The 18,742-nt window shown below is 45.0% G+C and carries 9 protein-coding genes; 4 read left to right on the top strand and 5 right to left on the bottom strand.

What is annotated here, in order from left to right; translation table 11 throughout:
* Positions 1-248: 248 nt before the first annotated feature.
* Genes L5L91_RS09650 through L5L91_RS09640 form a run of 3 tightly spaced genes read left to right on the top strand, consistent with a single transcriptional unit; the run spans position 249 to position 6,177 of the window.
* Positions 249-863 carry a hypothetical protein gene (locus L5L91_RS09650; protein WP_263236262.1) on the top strand — a complete coding sequence of 205 codons (615 nt, stop codon included), beginning with the start codon at positions 249-251 and terminating at the stop codon, positions 861-863.
* Positions 863-3,118, top strand: a complete 2,256-nt coding sequence (locus tag L5L91_RS09645; RefSeq protein WP_263236261.1) for a hypothetical protein — start codon at positions 863-865, stop codon at positions 3,116-3,118. The genes L5L91_RS09650 and L5L91_RS09645 overlap by 1 nt, the downstream gene beginning before the upstream one ends.
* On the top strand, positions 3,103-6,177 hold the full coding sequence (locus L5L91_RS09640) for a site-specific integrase (RefSeq protein WP_263236259.1): 3,075 nt from the start codon (positions 3,103-3,105) through the stop codon (positions 6,175-6,177). Before L5L91_RS09645 ends, L5L91_RS09640 begins: the two co-directional genes overlap by 16 nt.
* A 12-nt stretch (positions 6,178-6,189) precedes the next feature.
* On the opposite strand, the gene L5L91_RS09635 is transcribed toward L5L91_RS09640, so the two are convergent.
* Genes L5L91_RS09635 through L5L91_RS09625 form a run of 3 tightly spaced genes read right to left on the bottom strand, consistent with a single transcriptional unit; the run spans position 6,190 to position 8,462 of the window.
* The gene (locus tag L5L91_RS09635; RefSeq protein WP_263236258.1) at positions 6,190-7,065 is read right to left on the bottom strand and encodes an HD domain-containing protein; all 876 of its coding nucleotides are present in this window, start codon (positions 7,063-7,065) and stop codon (positions 6,190-6,192) included.
* Positions 7,062-8,240, bottom strand: a complete 1,179-nt coding sequence (locus L5L91_RS09630; RefSeq protein WP_263236257.1) for a site-specific integrase — start codon at positions 8,238-8,240, stop codon at positions 7,062-7,064. Before L5L91_RS09630 ends, L5L91_RS09635 begins: the two co-directional genes overlap by 4 nt.
* A 9-nt stretch (positions 8,241-8,249) precedes the next feature.
* A complete protein-coding gene (locus L5L91_RS09625) occupies positions 8,250-8,462 on the bottom strand; it encodes a hypothetical protein (RefSeq protein ID WP_254053132.1) in 213 nt (70 codons plus the stop codon).
* A gap of 155 nt (positions 8,463-8,617) precedes the next feature.
* On the opposite strand from L5L91_RS09625, the gene L5L91_RS09620 reads away from it, so the two are divergent.
* The gene (locus L5L91_RS09620) at positions 8,618-8,854 is read left to right on the top strand and encodes a helix-turn-helix domain-containing protein (RefSeq protein WP_172591336.1); all 237 of its coding nucleotides are present in this window, start codon (positions 8,618-8,620) and stop codon (positions 8,852-8,854) included.
* 99 nt (positions 8,855-8,953) lie between these two features.
* On the opposite strand, the gene L5L91_RS09615 is transcribed toward L5L91_RS09620, so the two are convergent.
* Both L5L91_RS09615 and L5L91_RS09610 read right to left on the bottom strand, forming a co-directional pair.
* The gene (locus L5L91_RS09615; RefSeq protein WP_263236253.1) at positions 8,954-15,229 is read right to left on the bottom strand and encodes a DEAD/DEAH box helicase; all 6,276 of its coding nucleotides are present in this window, start codon (positions 15,227-15,229) and stop codon (positions 8,954-8,956) included.
* Positions 15,230-15,243: 14 nt separating this feature from the next.
* Positions 15,244-18,732: an STY4851/ECs_5259 family protein gene (locus tag L5L91_RS09610; protein WP_263236251.1), complete on the bottom strand. Its 3,489-nt coding sequence runs from the start codon at positions 18,730-18,732 to the stop codon at positions 15,244-15,246.
* Between the last annotated feature and the right edge of the window lie 10 nt (positions 18,733-18,742).

Raw genomic sequence — 18,742 nt, 5'->3', positions numbered from 1 at the left:
CTCAGAGTTAACGGTTCCAGGTATGGGTTTTCCAGTTAGTGGATTGCCATTGCAGGGCTAGGAATAATCCATTGGAAAGTTAAATAATTCACAACTTTAGGTCTTGTTCATAAATTCGATTATGGAAAAAACCAGATCACGATCACATAAATCGATCTTTTTACCGATCAACTTTTGATCACACTTGGGAGATGAAAAAGTGAGCCCTATATTAAAGGAAGGACGCAATCACAGGAAATGGAATTCTGATGGCCCAAATAATTTTAAAGCTCCAAAAGAAGCATCAGGTGAACTTACATCCAGCAGCGAGAAAAGCTTTCGATGTAATGCAATCATTACCTGGGTTATGTAATCTACATGCCTTACCTGCAATTATCAGGTCTGAATTTGCCTCCCAAACAATATATTGCTTGGAGTACATAGATTCGAAAGCCAGCATCAATAAGGCAAAACACTATACAAGAACATTTCAGTTTTATAGCCCTATCTGGGCAGCACTTTTTTGGGAAAATGGTCGCCCACCAGAAGGTACTCTTCTGGTTTTAGAAACAAATACTCAAGACCAATTGACGCCTGAAAGCGTCGAGAAAAAAGCATGGTTATCACTATTGCAAGTGCTCAGTCTATCCATCAATTCTAAAAATGTTGCCACTTTTATTGATGCTTGGCGCCAAGGCCTGCCAGAGCAGTTTTCACGAGAACTCTTTGGGAAGGATACACTACCTGACCAGCTATTTTGTGATTTGTTATCTATCTCGAGAGGCACTCTGGTTCAGCAGCGGCAGCGCCAGTTTCCTAAATGCCCAATATCTGATTCTGTCGATATTCTCGCCGAATTAGCAATGCCATGGGAGCCCAAATAATGACTCCTCCTGCACGCAACACCAGCAAAAAATTAAAGGAATTTTTAAGCAAATATTTTGCGCCAGAGCATTTAAATCCAGAGCTCAAGCAAACGCTGTTAATGCAACTAGCCTATAGTATTCAAGCATTTCCAGCAGGCTATTGGGAGCAATTCGAGCTAATAGATAGGCTAGTAAAAATTCTGATAACAAAAATGTCTTCAGGCTCTGTCAGTAACACTGAAATATTTGGAATTTTAAAGAAAAATAAGCATCTTACATCATACCCATTTGCTGCCACCATTTGTGCAGTGTTACCCCCCAATGCCACGCCACAATGGAGAACGAAATACACAGCATACCAATCGATTGTTCTTATCTGTTGTTTCATACGCTATACCCATGACAAGCAACTCGCAACCTCAGGAAATGAAAATGCATTACGCGAGCTACGTCTGGTAGCGATGGACCCCAAGCATCGAAAACTATTAGATATACTGCCAGAATTGGATGACGCATCATCAGTTGAACTACTGATGTCAAAACTTAAAGAACTACGGAAGGAAAAATATCCTGCCCCGCAAGAATACGGCCTTGGCTACTTGGAGTTAGTGCTTAGAGAAGCAGTATCAGGGAGCAAAAGACGACGAAGAAGAATTAGAATACCTCCTATTTCAGACCCTGACACCTTCATCGAACTTAATCCAGTTGATGCATTTGAAGACGCAGGCCTTGAGGTTAAAGAACTATGTGTCGCATCCACAAAACCGACGACAGCTCAAGAACGAGATGAGGCAATATCGGTAACAGCCGGTCGAACATTTCGTATTGAAGATAAACCCTTAACGAATCCCCCATCCTCAAGAGCGGTACGGGCTATACAGCATAAGTGTCTGACTGAAAAACTCGGCATTATGCAGTTATCCTTAAATTGCAGTTACAATCAACTGACCGAATGGGATATATGTCAACTCATTCGTTTTACGACCAATGGAATTAAAACTGGAGTAAACCCAGATAGCTGCTCAACTCTACTGCTGTGCTTGCTATGCGGTCGAGATCCTATTTCACTAGGACAATCTTCAAATACATTTTGTCTCACACATTACAAAAATCGCCCTTGCATATCTCTAACCCACACAGTACCAGCAAGCAAACAAGATGTAAGACTAGAAAAATGTTTGAACAATATAACAAACCATTTGGTGCTGCCGCTCCCTCAATGTTTACAAGATAAGCTTACTCAAAACGTGGGCACTGCAGACTTGAAGTCCGTCATTAATGACATCAACAAGCAACACCGATGTCGTTTAAGTCTCGGAAGAATCACCCGTTTTCTTGAACATTGGTATATCAATAATGGACTAGATCGTGCCGAAGTCGGACTCATAAAAGGGCGAGCCCCCCGAAACCAGCCTGCACTGAGCTATTCAAATTTCGATGCAGATAAACTGATTGAAAACCACCACAGATACGTGAGTTCAATCTTCGAGATAGCTGAGATCGCTTCGCAACTCCCCGAAGTAAAGCCCATCAAAAAGCAACTGGGAAGTGCATTACATCTCCCTCCATCGACTTTACACAATTTTTTTCGCGTTTTGAGGAGCCAAATTCCTCGCCCGCGAAAGCAATCTTTGGAAGAACTCACGACACTACATAATCACTATGTCTGCTACGTATGGGCGCTTTTGACGTTTGCAACCGGTCACCGCGATGTTAATGCACCAATGGGACAGCGTACCGATTTCAACAGCCATAACAATACCTGGTGGATTAGCGATAAAGAAAACCGACATGGGATATCTGCTAGAACGCTGATACTTCCACAGACTGCAGTGAAGCAACTTGAACATTATCTACAACATCTTCAAGAGTTGAAAAAACGCAGTCAACTCATCGCAAAAGATATTTTCAAACGTGCAGACGAGGCAATGACAGGCAGCGGAAATCTTCTATTTTTTATAAAACATCAAGAACAGGACAACATCCCCCAAATTACGCAAGAACTCACGCCTGCCAGAGTAAAAGCATTTCTTGGAGACCAGTTACCCTGGCCTGGCAACTGGGGGAGGCATCACATGCGTAGCGAATTAAAGCGTCTCGGTGTTGTTCCGGCAGAAATAGATGGTTGGATGGGACACGAAGATATTGGAGAAGAATCAATGGGTCGTCATAGCATGCTATCAACTCAATACCTCAACCGTATTGCTCAGCATATCGAAACGCTACTGAACACTCATGAAATTACGGTGGTTGACGCATGGAAAACCCGCTGATCCTTCCACATGAACAGAAATCCCTAGTACGGTTATTGGGGCATCAGTCCAGAACTGCTGCTCGGCAAAAAAGTCATATAACGATAATAAAACAAGCTCTGGCCGTACTTGAACATCATCTACCTGAACTGTTTGAAACACCACCGAAATACGACCGATTTTCGGCAGTTTGGCCACAGGTTGACTCAGAACTGCGAAAGGCCCTCAAATCGGAAACAGCTTACCGCCGAGGATATGCTTTTATCTGCAGGCAACTAGAAACGGGTAACCGACAAGGGCTTTGGCAGATCAACCCTCCCTCAGACTATCTCACGCTTCGTAGAGTTCGACCGCTTAGAAATTTGACCTGGCAACACAATACTTCTGTTTTCGCATCAAAAATTGACGGTTTGCTAGACAAGCTTGATAAAACATCCGATCCCCAACAATGCTTTGCCAGATTGCTGATGAGCTGCATTTGCTATGGGGGCCTGAATCGACCTAAGCTATGGCCCGCGCTGGCGAAGGCATTAAATAGCGATAAACCATTAAATGGCAATAAAGACCTTTGCTGGCTAACGTTGAGACCAAATCCAGGGCAGGACTTTGCCAGTAACCTTTACACCGTTCAAGACGATTTTGAACCTAATAAAGCTCAGGTTGAGGTTCATTTTTTCCCCGATCCAATAAGTCTCGGGCTAATAAAGCCATTTCTAAACAGCCGAACAAGAAGTTGGCGGCCCCCAAAATCAATCAATCAATGTTTAGAGATAATTAAGTCAGAACTTAAACTCATTCTTCCAAAAAAACAGTTTCAACAAGGTGGGATTTGTTTTGCAGAGGCTCAACCTAATGTCGAGTTACCACAAGTGTTGGTAGAGTATTCGTTGGGACGTCAAAAAAGCGCATCCCTACCCAATGCCTACTGGTTCAGATTATTTAAAGGTGCAACGGGCCCCTGCAACGTAAGAAACTTTGCTCAATTCAAGAAATGGTATAATCCAATACAAACAGACCCTTCAGTCACATCGCCATCACACCGTTTTAAGCTAGGTAACCGATACCTGCTTAACCAAATAAGAGAAATATTTAAGCAGAATAACGCTAATCCCCAAGGAAAGCGCCAAGTTGTTCTTCATTTACAAGAACTAACACAAGCAAGCCTCTGCCCTAACGAAGAGATCCTGCTTCAATGGCTCATTCACCACCTGACTACTGAGAAAAATGAAGTATCAACAGCGAATAGGTACTTTGGAGCAATTGGAGGCCACTGGTTGGCTGCGACCGCAGACATTGACTTATACAGCTTGAGCAGTGACGACTTTATCGATATTTATCAAGAAATTATGAATCGTACTGATAGTCAACATGAACTGCACTATAAAGCTCGTCGGTTTGAGAACCTACATTTATTCGCACAACAGAGATTTGATCTCCCTCCTCTTAATCAGCCACTAAGCGAAGGTAGCAATATTACTCCCCATGTAAGTGCAGCCATTGTTGATGAGCCACTGTTTTCAGCCCTGCTTCGCCAAATCGATTATATAGACGATTTAGACCATGCAGCCCAACGGATGTTAAAATGCTATTTGCTCATTGCCTATCGTACAGGTCTCAGACCCGGTGAAGTCGCAAAACTGCGTCTAAAAGACATTGAGCCTTCCTCTATCGGCTGGCTATTTGTTCGTGAAAGCCGCCACGGGCATAACAAAACCGACTCTGCGCTTCGAAAAGTGCCTTTATTTCCTTTGTTGACCGACAACGAAAAAAGTTTAATGGAAAGCTATCTTAGGGATCGCCTTATGGCTTGCCATGAACGTTATAACGAATTGCTCATTCACGAAGACGCTAATCCCTTTCAAGTTGTCAATACTGGTCAAATATCCGTGATGGTGAAAGAGATATTGTCTCAGTTAACCGGCGGAATTTACTATCGTCTATATCATCTTCGCCATACAGCATTGTCCAGACTTCAACTCCTTGCCCATGATGACTTAATCACATTACCTGAAGTTATCAAGGCGATGTTGCCATACCCACCGTCACAAAAAAGGATAATATCTAAACTGATATTTGGTGAAGACCGGTTACGAGACAGATATTCTGCGCTGGCAGTGTTTGCTGGCCATAGCAGTCCAGACACCACATTCAGAAGCTATCTACATTTTACCGATTTACTGCTGGGCAGCCATTTGGCAATAAACGCTCAAGAAATACCTGAAGACACAGCAAATATTGTACTTGGAGTACGCCCACACCGTTATAAAGTGATGCAAAAATCAGGAAACATCACTCCTGTGCGTTTGCTGCCATTTTTTAGAAAGCGGCTAGCCCCTTTTATGGGTCCGGTGAGCGGCATTCGCCAAAGTACAATCCGCCAGAAAAATGAGGTTGTAAAAAGCAGTCACTACAATCAAGCCTTGGCGGTACTCAGGAGTATTGAGCTTGGTCATGACTATCAAGACGTAGCCTTTCAGTATCGCCTCACTCCTGAACGCGTCAAACGCTGGATAGATGCTGCAACTGCACTTCGGATGTTAAAAACACCACGAAGCATTGGCCGATTGTTTTCAAACAGACGTTGTTATGCGCTGCTACCAGCAGAACCCATTGACATTTCTGTTCGAAAGGATATTTATTCAGCCCTACAAGTATGTCGCGAACTCAAGTCGAGTCAAAAAGGAAACGTCGAACTACAATGGGCTATTCAGTATTACTTAACGCATACAACCAGCAGTAACCCGTCGATTTTCTTTAACAAAACAACAGAGTTTCAGCGATTTATGGCAGTGGTAAGCAAGCTTTTTACTTGGAAGCGCTGGCACCTTATACTGCATTATCAATATGGAAAACCCTATAATCAGTGGAAATGCCACCGCAACCTTCAGATAACCTGCTACACGTTACAGAAAATAAATGAATATCCAGAAGGATCTGGAGCATTATTTTTACGGCACATAAAAACACGCGGCGACGAAGCAATAAGCCAATATTCCTCCCCGGCACTGAAAACCTTATTTCACCAGCTGGCGATTATCCTGTTCAAAGCGGAGCAAATAAAGCAATGGGAACAGAGTTAATGTCACCAAGCTTCATCCGAGCCGCTTATACCATTGATCGTTCATAGCAGAATGAGCGTACCAATGATGTGGAGGCACATCTGCAAAAGCGGTGCGCCAATGGCATACTTCCATGGAGAGATTGTCGCATAGTCTCACCATAGAGGCCGGAATATATGCCTCAGAGCGGCGCCCGATCTTGACCGACAAGCAACTACTCAACGCCTCAAAAATCTTGGGGGAATTTCGATACAACAACTCTAATGGCTCAGCCAACACCATAAAATTGTATGACTCGTGTGAACCTGCAATGCCATCCCGAGTATCTGCATTATAAAAAAGGTGAATTTTACCTATGTCGTGTAAAAGGCCTCCAATAAAAGCGACGCATACACTTAAAGGCCCAACATTGTATCGCCAGCAAAGCATTGCTGCCGTAACAGCCACCTCATGGCTATGTTCCAGTAATCCACAAGCATGATTATGATGATGACTTCGGCTCGCTCTGGCGTTAAAAAACTGTCCCATCAGCTCATTGTTGAGTAATACCGCTAAGTAAAAGCGTCTTAATGCCTCATCATGGATAAGTCCCAAAATCCCCCAAATATCGATAATGATTGACTCACAACCTGTGGGAACAAGTTTAAAATGATGATGCACAGCAGCTTTATCGGTAACCTCATGGATATTCAAGGTTATTTTTACCCGCTGCAAATCATTGCTAGGGCTCCACTGAACCATCACTAGCTGCCCCTCAGGGTTTACACCTTCCATAACATTGGGGGTTAGCTCTAGTGCATAAGACTGTCTTAAGCAGCTAAATTGCCACAACTCTACCTGTTTTCTCCGCTCTATCAGATGTACCCAGGCCAAGTCATCAGCATTATTTGTTCGGGATTTAATATTCATTTTGACGACTCCCCTTTTGGACCATTGCCAATCAACCGTTCAAACGCTGCGCCATCTTGCCCTAATAAATTAGGTACATAGCGAGAATACACTCTAAATAACATCCCCGTATTGGCATGTCCTAACTGCCGAGCAATCCATTCTGGGCTCTCTCCAGCTGCAAGCCACAGGGTTGCTGCAGTGTGTCTGGTCTGGTAAGGATTTCGCTTTTCGAGTGCCAGACTTTCCAGCAGGGGATACCAAACACGTTTGGTCACATTCTGATGGCTCAGTGCATCTCCACGGCGGTTACAAAAAACGAATTTGCTCCGAATTTTGGTTAGCTCACTTTGGGCCTGAAGTGCTTCATATACAGGCTGATTCATTGCAATCGCACGGTCTGAACTTGACGTTTTAGTTAGGCCAAGGCTGCCACGAACTAATGACTGGCGGATGTGGATCAATCTGTTTGTAAAATCAATATTTTCCCACGTCAGACCATCGATTTCCCCTGTTCTCATCCCCGTGAAGAATCTAACGAGGTAGTAAGTTCGGAAATCCGGTCTCACATTCTCTATAATCTGGTATACTTCGTTGAGAGAAAATGGCTGAATCTCACTTCTTGGCATAGGTAACGCCTTAATATTTCGCCATGGACTCTGAAACTCGAAGCGTTCGGCAGCCTCATTCAGGATCAATCGCAAATACGTCATGATGTGGTTAATGCGGGAGGCTGATAAAATTCTTAAGGTGACCAGATCCGGTTCGCATAAACTCGTGCGAAAGCCTAGAATGTCCGTCTTACTGATAGAAGCAATCATACAATCCCCCATCGCGGGTAACAGATGACACCGAAGGATACCTTCGACGGTCTCAATTTGACTGACTCGCCACTCAACTCGTTTTTCTTCTAACCAACGATTAGCGAAAATGCCAAACTTCATTCGTCCTCCGGAAGCTTTAAGTTGGCTAATATTGGCAAGTTGTCTGAAATACTCAGCTTTAGGGCTATCAGGAAAATGATGCCCATAATCAAAGCTACCGGCCTTAATTTGCTGTTCGAGTAGCGTTAGCAATCTATTGAGTTTCTGCCGATTAGTTGAGTTATCACCAAGGCTCGTCTGCTCTCGGCAGCGCATACCCTTATAACGAAAATCCAGATAAAGTTTGCCATCACGGCTATTTACAGTTCCCATGGCAACCCCCTAGTTCATCTGATTTATCAGATCATGGGCGGAGGCTCCGAGCAACATAGACTCCTCTACTCGTTCCCATATGTAGAGAATTTTTCGCCCGCCAAAAGGCCGGATGTAATGCACACCTTCAAATAGCACCGCATCCTTTAAGCATTGGCGGATAGTACGAACGTCGTACTTAATCCTTATGGATAACTCTTCAGTAGTAAGATAAGTATTCATACCTGTCACCTTGCACATTCAAACTTGACTCACAAATGATTCATTTGAATCTCTCTAGATTAAAATAACCCATAAAAGATTAAAGTCAAGCTTTATTTGCGTCATGCATGAGTCGTTTGATATGATGGATGACAAATAAGACTTATGGATAGAACATGATCAGGATTCTTCTCATCAAGCAGCTTGATGAAAAAGCGTTCAAGGAAAAGCGTCGTATCACCTTGTCTGAAGTGAGTGAAAAGACAGGTATTAGCCGTGCCACATTGACGCGTATAGCCAACGTACCAGGCAATGTGACTAACACTGATACCATCAATGCCCTATGCAAGTATTTTGAATGTGAGCCAGGGGAACTATTGATGTATGTCGAAGATGAATCCAATACAAATTAGAGTGTTAAATTCATGAATCTATCGAAAGAGGGGCTTTTGGATATCCCCTCTTTCATATATGGCGCGAAAAAGAATGCTTAACCTTTTGTTAAGAATTGGTTAAACCATTACATGCTGAAAATAAACGTCTGTTGTCCAATCACTTGAATTATGAACAGTTAAATCACTCTCCAGCGATTTCAGAGTCTGTAATTGCTGCTTAAAATCGGTCTCAAAGTCAAAACCAACCGCCGCTTTCTTTGAGAATGGATCTTTAACTGACCAATAGCCAACACCTTGATCCAACTTGATTATGACGCTCTCACCATCGGAGAAATGCAAATGCAACTGCCTGCGATGTGCTATGTCAAAGCGAGAACTATGACAAGTAATTTCCGGGACTATATTAGTCTTGTCTTTCAACCATTCACGATAGATACCAACAAAATCCTCCTCGTTATCCCAGTCGTGATGCAAGCATACTCCTACCTTTTCTTTGGAGTGGAACAAAGTATAAAGCACTAGCGTTTTGATACTTGGCTTAACCATGCACAATGATGCAATGATCTGCGTTAGCATTAACATTGTCGCAGGGCTTTGAATGTATCTGTCAGAATAATGGATAGCCTCAATATCCTTATTGCTCAAAAGCTCAATTATTTTGGGCTCCTGCTTGAACAGATGCATCCAGAATGCCTCACCAAAGCGAAGCAACTTCCCATTGAGCTCTTTATCAATTTCGATCGAACCAGCAATGCTATGAGTTTCTGGGGACTTGAATTCAAGTATATCGAGTTTAGCTTCCCGAATAGTTTCGCTCGTTACTACCAATGAATCCGCTTTAAGCCAACCACTGCCCGGTAATGAGTTCTCTGGGTTAGTTGAAGCAACTGTGACCAACGTTGACTCTCCCGCCATCTGAGCCACAATATTACTTTGTGGTAGCACTCCTGTCGCAATTTTTGCCCCCAACATTTGCAATGTCCATAACTCTTGTGACAGCTCACGCCCTATGTCAGCCGCTGGTATCACCAAAGTCACATCAACCTGATCCACTGACAAATAGGTGTTTATTGTGCGCTTAAAGTTAGGATGGTTAAGATCCCAGTCATTTCGGTCCCCGTTTAGCCAAAACGTAAGGCTATTGGCACCTTTATTAATCTGCTCCTTGATTATGTGAGCAACGGAAAAAGGTTGATATTTGGCATCGTCAGCGACTCTAATATGATCAGGAATCTGATTATAAAAAGAAAATTCCGTGCCCAACCATTCCAGAGCTACATTTCGGTCTATAAGGTCGATATCATGCCTTGTATCTGATTCAAGTAGACACTCACTGCAGCCAGACCGGCATTTATCACATGCTAGTTTCTCTACCATAGAGCCGATCAAAGACTGGATATGAACATTTACAGAACTGGCAAATCCAGCACCACCGGCCACCATGTCATAGAGTTGAACAACATATGCTGCATGGGTGCTATCCACGATTGCAGGTCTGGCGGCGTAACCAAGCTCTCCGGTTCCTATCCCGAGTTTATCGGCCAAAGCCAATCTGAGAGCGACCGCCAAAGTCGTCGCGACAGTCTTACCTTCTGTGTTAGCAGGGATGTATTCGTTTCTTACAGGGTGTTTAAAGACCAGCTCAAAAACATCAGTTTTGGCGTGACTTCCCAAATGAACACCTTGTATGAGGGCTCCTGAACCATCACACTGAGTATTAATGTCGCCCCGTTTATCAAACTTTGAAGCCTTCAATGGTTTATGTGGCTTAAACGGCGATAAAGCGTGTGGAAAGTCGCCGTTTTTGTCCAGCGATTCGGCACGGCCACATTGCATACACAAGGCATACCCCGTTCCATGCAGTCCTGAACTGTGATTAAACACCGTCCCTTCAGCAGAAGAGACCATATAGCCCATATTGGCATTGGGTAGCGATATTTCCGTCGCATTTTTTCCTACCGAGACCCAAGAAGGCTCCACAGGTATGAACATCTGGCTGGTAATATCATTTGAAGGTGAAGTATAGAAATCAGTAACAAAACCGGTAGGCTGTAATACCCGACGAATGTGTTGGGGTTTTATAGGTTGGCCGCAACTTTGGTTTGTGCACACCATGTTTAGTTCAGATGCTGTGACTTCCTCTTCAAAGCCTGTTTGACCACAGCAATCACAGCGCCAAGCCAAATCAAATTTCTGGGCCTCTTTTGCGCCTGAGTCAGAAACATTGTGCCAATGCAGCGAAATCCCCCCGGAACGAAAAACCCTACCATCCAGCACTATTTCCGCCCCTGGAGCGTATTCCCGTATTGCTACCGCAAGATTGCGACTGGGCAAACCACGTAAACGTGAAACGTTGTCTTCCCTTTCCTCTTTGGCAGTTTTGTCTTCTTTTCTGCTGCGCAAATAATCTTCAATATTGTTGTTGTCAAAATTCACAACATCGGTAGGAAATCCATAGCCAGGTAAAAATGATTTCGATGCCAACTCGCGCAGAAGATACTCTTTGGAAAGCCTTGCTTTTTCAAGCTTCAACCGATATGCATAAGGGCTTTCAGGTAATGCACTTGCTTGCTCTGCTTCAAGATATTGATATTCCTTTAGCCATCGGTTTTCCAGCTTTTTCAGTACTTCGGCCGAACGCTCTCTGAGTTGATATGGTTGATATCCGGCCAGCACGGTGCCGCGCACCAAAGACTGTATTGCACCATCCCAGCAAACTGCATCGCTCGCCAGCCAGTCACGAAAACGAGAGCAAACTGAGCTATCTTGTGGGAGATAAAACCACTCAAGGTTCAAAGATGTCGTCTCTGTCGTGGTTGACCCAATAACATCACGCAAAAAAACAGCCAATAACATCGAGTTGATATGACGCTGAACTAGTCTCTCCGAGTTGAACGCAACGTAAGGTGCAGGGATCTTTGTTTCAAACGGCCAGGTCGGTTTGGAGAAAACCGCTTGGTCATGGGGGTTTGCTTTACAAAGGGTGTATGACATGGCTCTGGATTCTTTGCTTCGACCAGCACGCCCTGCCCGCTGCAAGTAATTGGCAGGATGCGGTGGTACGTTATTCATCACCACCGCCGAAATCCCGCCAATATCCACCCCCATTTCCATAGTGGTGGAGCAATTTAGCACATTGATTTTTCCCGATTTGAACTTGTCTTCGTAATCTTGCAGCCGCTCTGTACTTTGCTGTGCTGAGTGCTCAGCAGTACGATAATAGAACCCACCTTCCACAGCCCGGTCGTTAATATCCGTCCACAGGTTTCGCTCTCGAAGCGACTTCACATGCTCATTTTGACTGACCAATTCTCGCGTATGAGATAAGCCTTTTTGAAAATCGAGCTGAGATGCATCGAAATGCCAGATTGCCGGGAATGTGATCTCTTCACATTTATAGTCAGTAGGATTAAGAATATTTTGGGGTAGATAAGGCGTAAAACCTTTAAATGCGCTGTCCAGCAATTTATTCGTTACCGGACAAATATACGCTTTGTCAATAAATGAGAAAGTTAATTTTTCTCTGTTAAGAGCGAAGCGGTTTTCATCTGCAACAAGCACCCTTGCCTTCTCTGTTAAATCACTCCATGCCGATTTCAGCCAAGTGTTGATCAGCTCTTTGTCTCGATTAGAGTCAACATTAAGGCCCGTTCCCAAACATAAAAGCTTAACCAAGCGGTGCATTTGACCACTTTTTACCTGAGGCCATTTTTTAATCCGGCCTTCATCGAGCTCGTCAGAGTCAGGGTTTCTAAGTGCCTTAGACGAGAATCGGGTACCAATCCAGCGCAGCCAACCACCGTCCTCTACTCGGATAAAGGTGTTCTCACGGACAAAGAAATCCAATGATACTTTGGTAAAGCTTTGCCAATCAGCGAGAGTCAGTCCGTGTTCTTCCCAGCGACGAGGACAAAGCGTAATCCTTTCCAACCCTGCGTAGCCAACTTTCACAAGGCCCTGAGTCTCGGCACTGTTCTGGCGTTTTGGCCGTCGGACAAACTCGCGGAAAAGCAGCATTTCAGCCAATTTCACACTGCCGTCGGTTTGTTTAAATACCTCAGGTGACATGTACTGGTTGTAGAGCAGCATGCCGCCCTGGAAGTCACTCTTACCGGCGAGTGCTTTCACCATTTCATGCCAACCAACCTCGACTATTCGAACCTGTTCAACACCTGAATCCATGGCATTGGCTTGTTCTTCTAGAACAGATGCAGGCCCTTCCATCCCCATAGTTCTAAGCGTCTTAGCCTGCTGTCTCAAGTCTTGGGATGTCACTCCCTCTACCGGTTTATTATTATCAACAGGCTGTTCTAACTGCTTGGCTTTCAATACCTCAACCACAGCGCCACGCAGTTTGGAACGTTCAGCTTCCTGCTGCATCCGTACCGACAAGCGGGCTGTCCCCTGACGACTATCGGTAAAGGTTATCAATCTGCGACCACGGGCTGGCAGCGACTGGGGCCCAATTTTGCCATTTTTATCATTTTCAGAATCGAAATCTGGGCAAAACTCAAGTAAGGTCGGCACTACGTTCGCAATGTAAAATGGCGCCCCTAACAAGGCCCGTCTGAACGGCAATCCCTGTTTACCTCCGCCAAACTCACAGTTACTGCAGGTAAGTGAAGCACCAACATCAAAAGCCACCCTGTACCCATCTGAATCATAAGAATGGAGTTCACCGGTTTTACTAAGCAAAATATCCTGATATACCCCTTTGGCATCAGGTTTTGCCCCGATAATGGCTGGCAGCGAAGAAGACTCATCGTTATCTTGCGTCGAAGTATCGTCCTCGGCGGATTCATGCTGCAGCGAGAACTCGTCAACTGCGTTGCCATTCCACTGCACCAACTTCCCCCCTCGGTCACGTGCCATGAGATGTGGCTCATTACAGTCCCCGCAGAAACTTAGCTCAAACACAGGCGCTCCACATTCGCAGTGGTTTGCTTGGACGGCATAGACATAACCGAACGGCCAATAGTGCTCAAGCGCAGAGCCCCTCTTATGTGAACAATTTTTATCGATACAGGCCCAGAGGCCATTAGTCATTCGCTGAAAAAAATGTGCCCTGACTTTGACAAACGCTTCTTGAGATGGCGACGGTTTTGTCCCAGACAGCAAGTCCAACCACCGCAGAATTTCAGCTTGAGGCAATGGTGCTTCGTTAAGCCTCTTGGCAATTCTTAACCCTATCTCATTGATGGTCAGTGGCGTTTTACTCTCAACCAACACCTCTCTCAACGTCTTCGCCAAAGGAGATGCCAACAACGCACAGAATCTGGTTTTAGATACTTCCGGGTCTGGTTTACCTTTCTCAACAGGTTGCCCAGATGGCTCGATACTCTCGAGCTCGTTCAAACTAAGCGAATCGCCATCGACAAAGTCGAGCTCAGGAATAATCCTCCTACCATCAATGACTTTGACTTGCTCAGGAGATATACCAGCAAGTTCAGCAAGATACTTCGTTAGTTGTGTACTCGCTTCAGCGCCAGCAATTGTTGCTGAGGTTGCGACGAATCGCACATCCTTCGCTTCAACCCCAAACGCCTGCAGCACACGTCTTAGCTGTAAAGCCAACTCAGCAGCTTGAGAGCCAACATAGGTATGGGCCTCATCAAGGACAATCCAGCGGAGTGATTTTTGTTTGCGGGAAATATCAATTATCGGAGAGTCAATCTGCCTTACCAGCATATACTCCAGCATGGTACCATTTGTCACCAGTATGGGGGCTGGTGATTTGCGCATCAGCTCGCGAGACAGTACTTCATTGGGACGTTGCTTTTGTTCCTGTCGTTTTTTATTCTCGCTGTTTTCTGTATTGCCGTTATATAAACAGTAACGGATACCCCCATTGAAGTGCTTGGTCCAGGCGTCAAGTCGCTCCTGTTGAGAGTTAATGAGCGCGTTTAGTGGGTACAAAAAAAGAGCTCTAACCCCCACCAACTGCGCTTCAGCAGAACAATATTCCTGATACAGATCCTGCAATACAGGCACCATGAAGCATTCGGTTTTTCCTGAGCCCGTGCCTGAAGTAATAACCACTGATTTGGGCGGTTCTTCCAGTAAGGTTTGCCATGCGGTTAACTGATGAGTGTAGGGTTTAATCGACTTTTTAAATCGATAGCGGCCATTGGTTTCATCATCTAAGGCATCAACCAGCTCTGCTGCCAGCAGTTCTTTAGAAAGCTGTGCCATATCCCAGTCACCTGACTCCCAACCAAAAGTGTGTTCAAAAACTGGCGGAGCAAGCATGGCCTGCGAGTTGCCACATTCAGACGACAAGAGTTCACTTAAGTGGTTTCTGAGCGATGGATTAGTGATACCAAGGACGCTTAGTGTTGCTTCCCTTGCCCTGGAAATAGATTGATTCACCAACTCTGAAAAAAAACGTGTCATTTTCCAAACCTTGTTTATGCCTGAGTGAAATAATTGATAAAGCAACGATAAACAGGCTCAAACCAATCTCGGTCGAAGTCTCTTAATTTGCGGAAGTGGAATAAGGCTTCATCCGATCGCTGCAGTGTATCCGCACCTTTGATTATTCCGCTGGCAATTGCGGCAGCGAAAATTGGGGCATAAACCACCCCATTGTGGAACGTCCTTGTAGTCAAAAAATCGAATGGCAATTGTCGAAGTGCTAGGCAGCAACTACGAATTTCCTCTCCTAATTCCTCAGGCCATATCACTTCATCAGATTGCTGATTAAGGAGTGCCTGATACCAACCGTTCATCATGTGTTGCATGACTGGAACTGGCAAAGGGGGCGACGTCGATTTATGCTTAAGATACGTCGCCACTGTATCCTCCAATACAGGGATCGACACAGCAAGCTTATCAACCTGCTTTGACACAATATCTCGGATGAGGCTATCCGATATACCCACAACCGATAGACTTGCCCCCAATAAGCTGGCAGCATGCTGCCAATGCTTTAGCTCAATAAAGGCCCATAACACAGGGAGTTCATCATCGATTTTTGCAATTAATTGGGGATCACATTCAAACCGAAACAGTGCCACAGCCAAAGCTCGTGGGTCTTTAACCAAATGCCGCCAAACCTCAAACGTCGATAGCGGCAAATAAGAAAAACTCCGGTAAGTATCTCTAAGATACTGCCAACCACTGTGAGTCCAATCCTCTGCCATCTGCGACAAAACTATGCTTATTGCATCTGGAACAAAGTGCGGATGATAGAGCCGTGCTGCTTTCTGCAATGTTTTTAACTCGTCGCGATTCACTCCCTCCGCTGAACCAGGAATGAACTTGGCGCGAAACTTTATGTTGCTCGACTCTTGGGGAATGACCAACCAAGGACCGCCATCCTTTACATAGGATGGCAATTCATATACCTCGGTATTCACTCCTTGGGACTGCCTACTTGAAAGCAAAATAGGCTTCTGCTCCGGATTAGCTAAATTCATTAATGCCGGCTTTAAAGAGGATGATGGCAAAATACCCAAAGACTCAGGATAAACGGTGTTGTTACCTTTATCGTATTCAAGAATCATTGAGTAACGACTGATCCTATGTCGAATAGTTCGACCAGGCCCGCTGATGGAGAGGTCGACCTTTACATCCAGTGCATCAGACGTCGACAGCAGTGATAGAATCGCGTCTCTCAATCCATATAGGCTTATCTGAACAGGCTTGTCCATTACCTTATATTGCCAACGATAATAAGGCGGGCGCACTGTACTTCCTGTAGATTGGCTAATCGCTTCAACCTGAAAGCTGGCAGGGCACCCTTGCTGTGCAAAAAGATGCAAACGCGCGCCAAAGAGATCATCAACCGAAAGCTGATTTGCCAACGCCTGACCATTCGCGTCATAGGTTAAAGCCCCCTTTGACGGAAAAGGCACGTCAATATATATCGGCTCAGAACCCAGACTTGCCGTCACCTCAAGTCGCACAGATTCTGGTGGCATATCTTTGGCTGACAATAAGATCTCTGTTACGCCGCAATGCTTTTTCAGAGAATCAACGTTAACAAGGTCTGATAGAACCCTTGTAATACAGGAAAAAGCAGTAAATATCTTGATAACCCCTTTATCAGGAGTCACACCGGCGATGAGCTCAACCGAGAAGTCCTGAGGAAGAATACCTATCCGTTTTTTCAGCAATGTCACATTTTCTGATGTTCTGACAGAAAATGTATGACGGCCATAGAGCTGTGAACCATGTAAACTACTGATGTTGTGGGAGCCGAGATAACTGGAGTATTGATTAGTCGCTATTTCTGAAGCCTGTTCAGCTGATGTAATTGATGGTACCCCTAAAAAAATCAAGGCAGGGGTTGTCTTCCAATTGAGTTGTTCCCCTTTAATCATTACAGTACCAAAACCATAATCTTCTGCACCTGTGGTAATCACAAAACGTTCTGAATCAGTCGTGATGATTTCACACCGGCCTTTAAGTCGGGTAAGGCTAAATTCACCAAACGGCATACTGTTGAAACCATGTTCCCATAGACCATGAACCAAAGTCATCTGTGCATGCGCAGAAGTTAACACAAAAACCTCTTCACGACTGGTTGTAACAGAAGCCTGCGCTAATACTCGCCATTTTCCAGCGTCATCCATCAGAGTAAGCGGCACCTCCCCAAGTTCAAGCGCGCTATCCGCCAACCGTATATCGGCCAGCCGCAGTCCCCCCTGCATCGCAACCAGATAGAGCTCGCTTTGTACCTGTTGTCGTTTGACCAAGGTGCTGGCAATTCTCATCCGGGCTATTGCATGTTCGGCTTCAAACTGGACAAAGGCAGGACCGAGGGAAGCTATTTGCTTATCACCTTCAAAAATAGCTAACTCGATTCGACCGGATGTCAGCTGCAATCTGGAGAGCTCGAATCGACAATTCAACGGCAGCACAACTTCGGTACTGAACGACTGGTTATCAAAAGAAACAAAGTGCCTGCAGCACAGCCTAGTACGTTGGCTCGCGACCCTTTTTACGGCCTCTGATGCACCTACCAGCAACTGACTGAGAAAGGCTGAACCCACCTCACTTTCCAATGGCAACGGAAAACTTCGACGCCACTCTGGAAAATGCTCGTCCAAGTATGCAGCTGGTCTTACCTGCTTTTCCAGTGCAAATTGATGTACCAGGCTATCAAGCTGCTCAACCATATTTGAAATCAGCTCAACGGACTCTTCACCCTGTAAATTTTCTGGCAGTCGTAAAATTCGATCACGGATAAGCTGCTTTACCGCTTCCGGGCCCCATTCCTTAGCCTGTTGATAACGGCCAAAAATGGTGGAAAAAGCCTGCTGATAGTTATTCGAGTCCTCAGACAATTGTTTTGAAGGCAAACCACCTTCTTTAAATACTGATCCCAAATAGTCACATCTGTCTGACTGGTAACGGGATATACTGCGTCCCCAATATCGCTCTAAGCCCACTCTAACAACGTCTGCTCGCTGCCCTGGTGACAATTCAAATCCCATAGTGTGGAAAATGGGTTGCCAGCTCCATTCGAGGTTGTATTCGCGGCGAAACCACTCGGCACAATAGAGGATGAAAGCAGCACACCACTCGGCTGAAAACCTACCATGATCACAGAATCTTGCGGAGTCAGATAAGATGTCTTTAAGATCGGCATATTCTGCCGAGGTGACCTGATACTCATATAGAGGCTGAGCTTTGGGTGCAGTCAAACCACGTTGACTGAGAAAGCCACAAAGCCAAGATTTGGGGGTACGCTGAATAGATAGTGTGGGGACCGACATAAAAGTGCAAACTCCTTGTAAAACACCATACGGATAATACGATGGTGTTAAGAGAATGTCATTGACATAACGCAAAAAACTGAAAAACACTTCACTGGCGGATATACAGACCCTCCACTGGCCACCAAACCAACGCGTAACTGTCATAATCAGAAAGCTGACGTAATATGTCAAGCCTACAGCT

Source organism: Shewanella sp. SM55 (assembly GCF_025654025.1).
GTDB classification, from domain to species: Bacteria; Pseudomonadota; Gammaproteobacteria; order Enterobacterales; family Shewanellaceae; genus Shewanella; species Shewanella oncorhynchi.
Note: the sequence above shows the minus strand (reverse complement) of the source record. Positions and strands in the feature narration are given on the sequence as shown.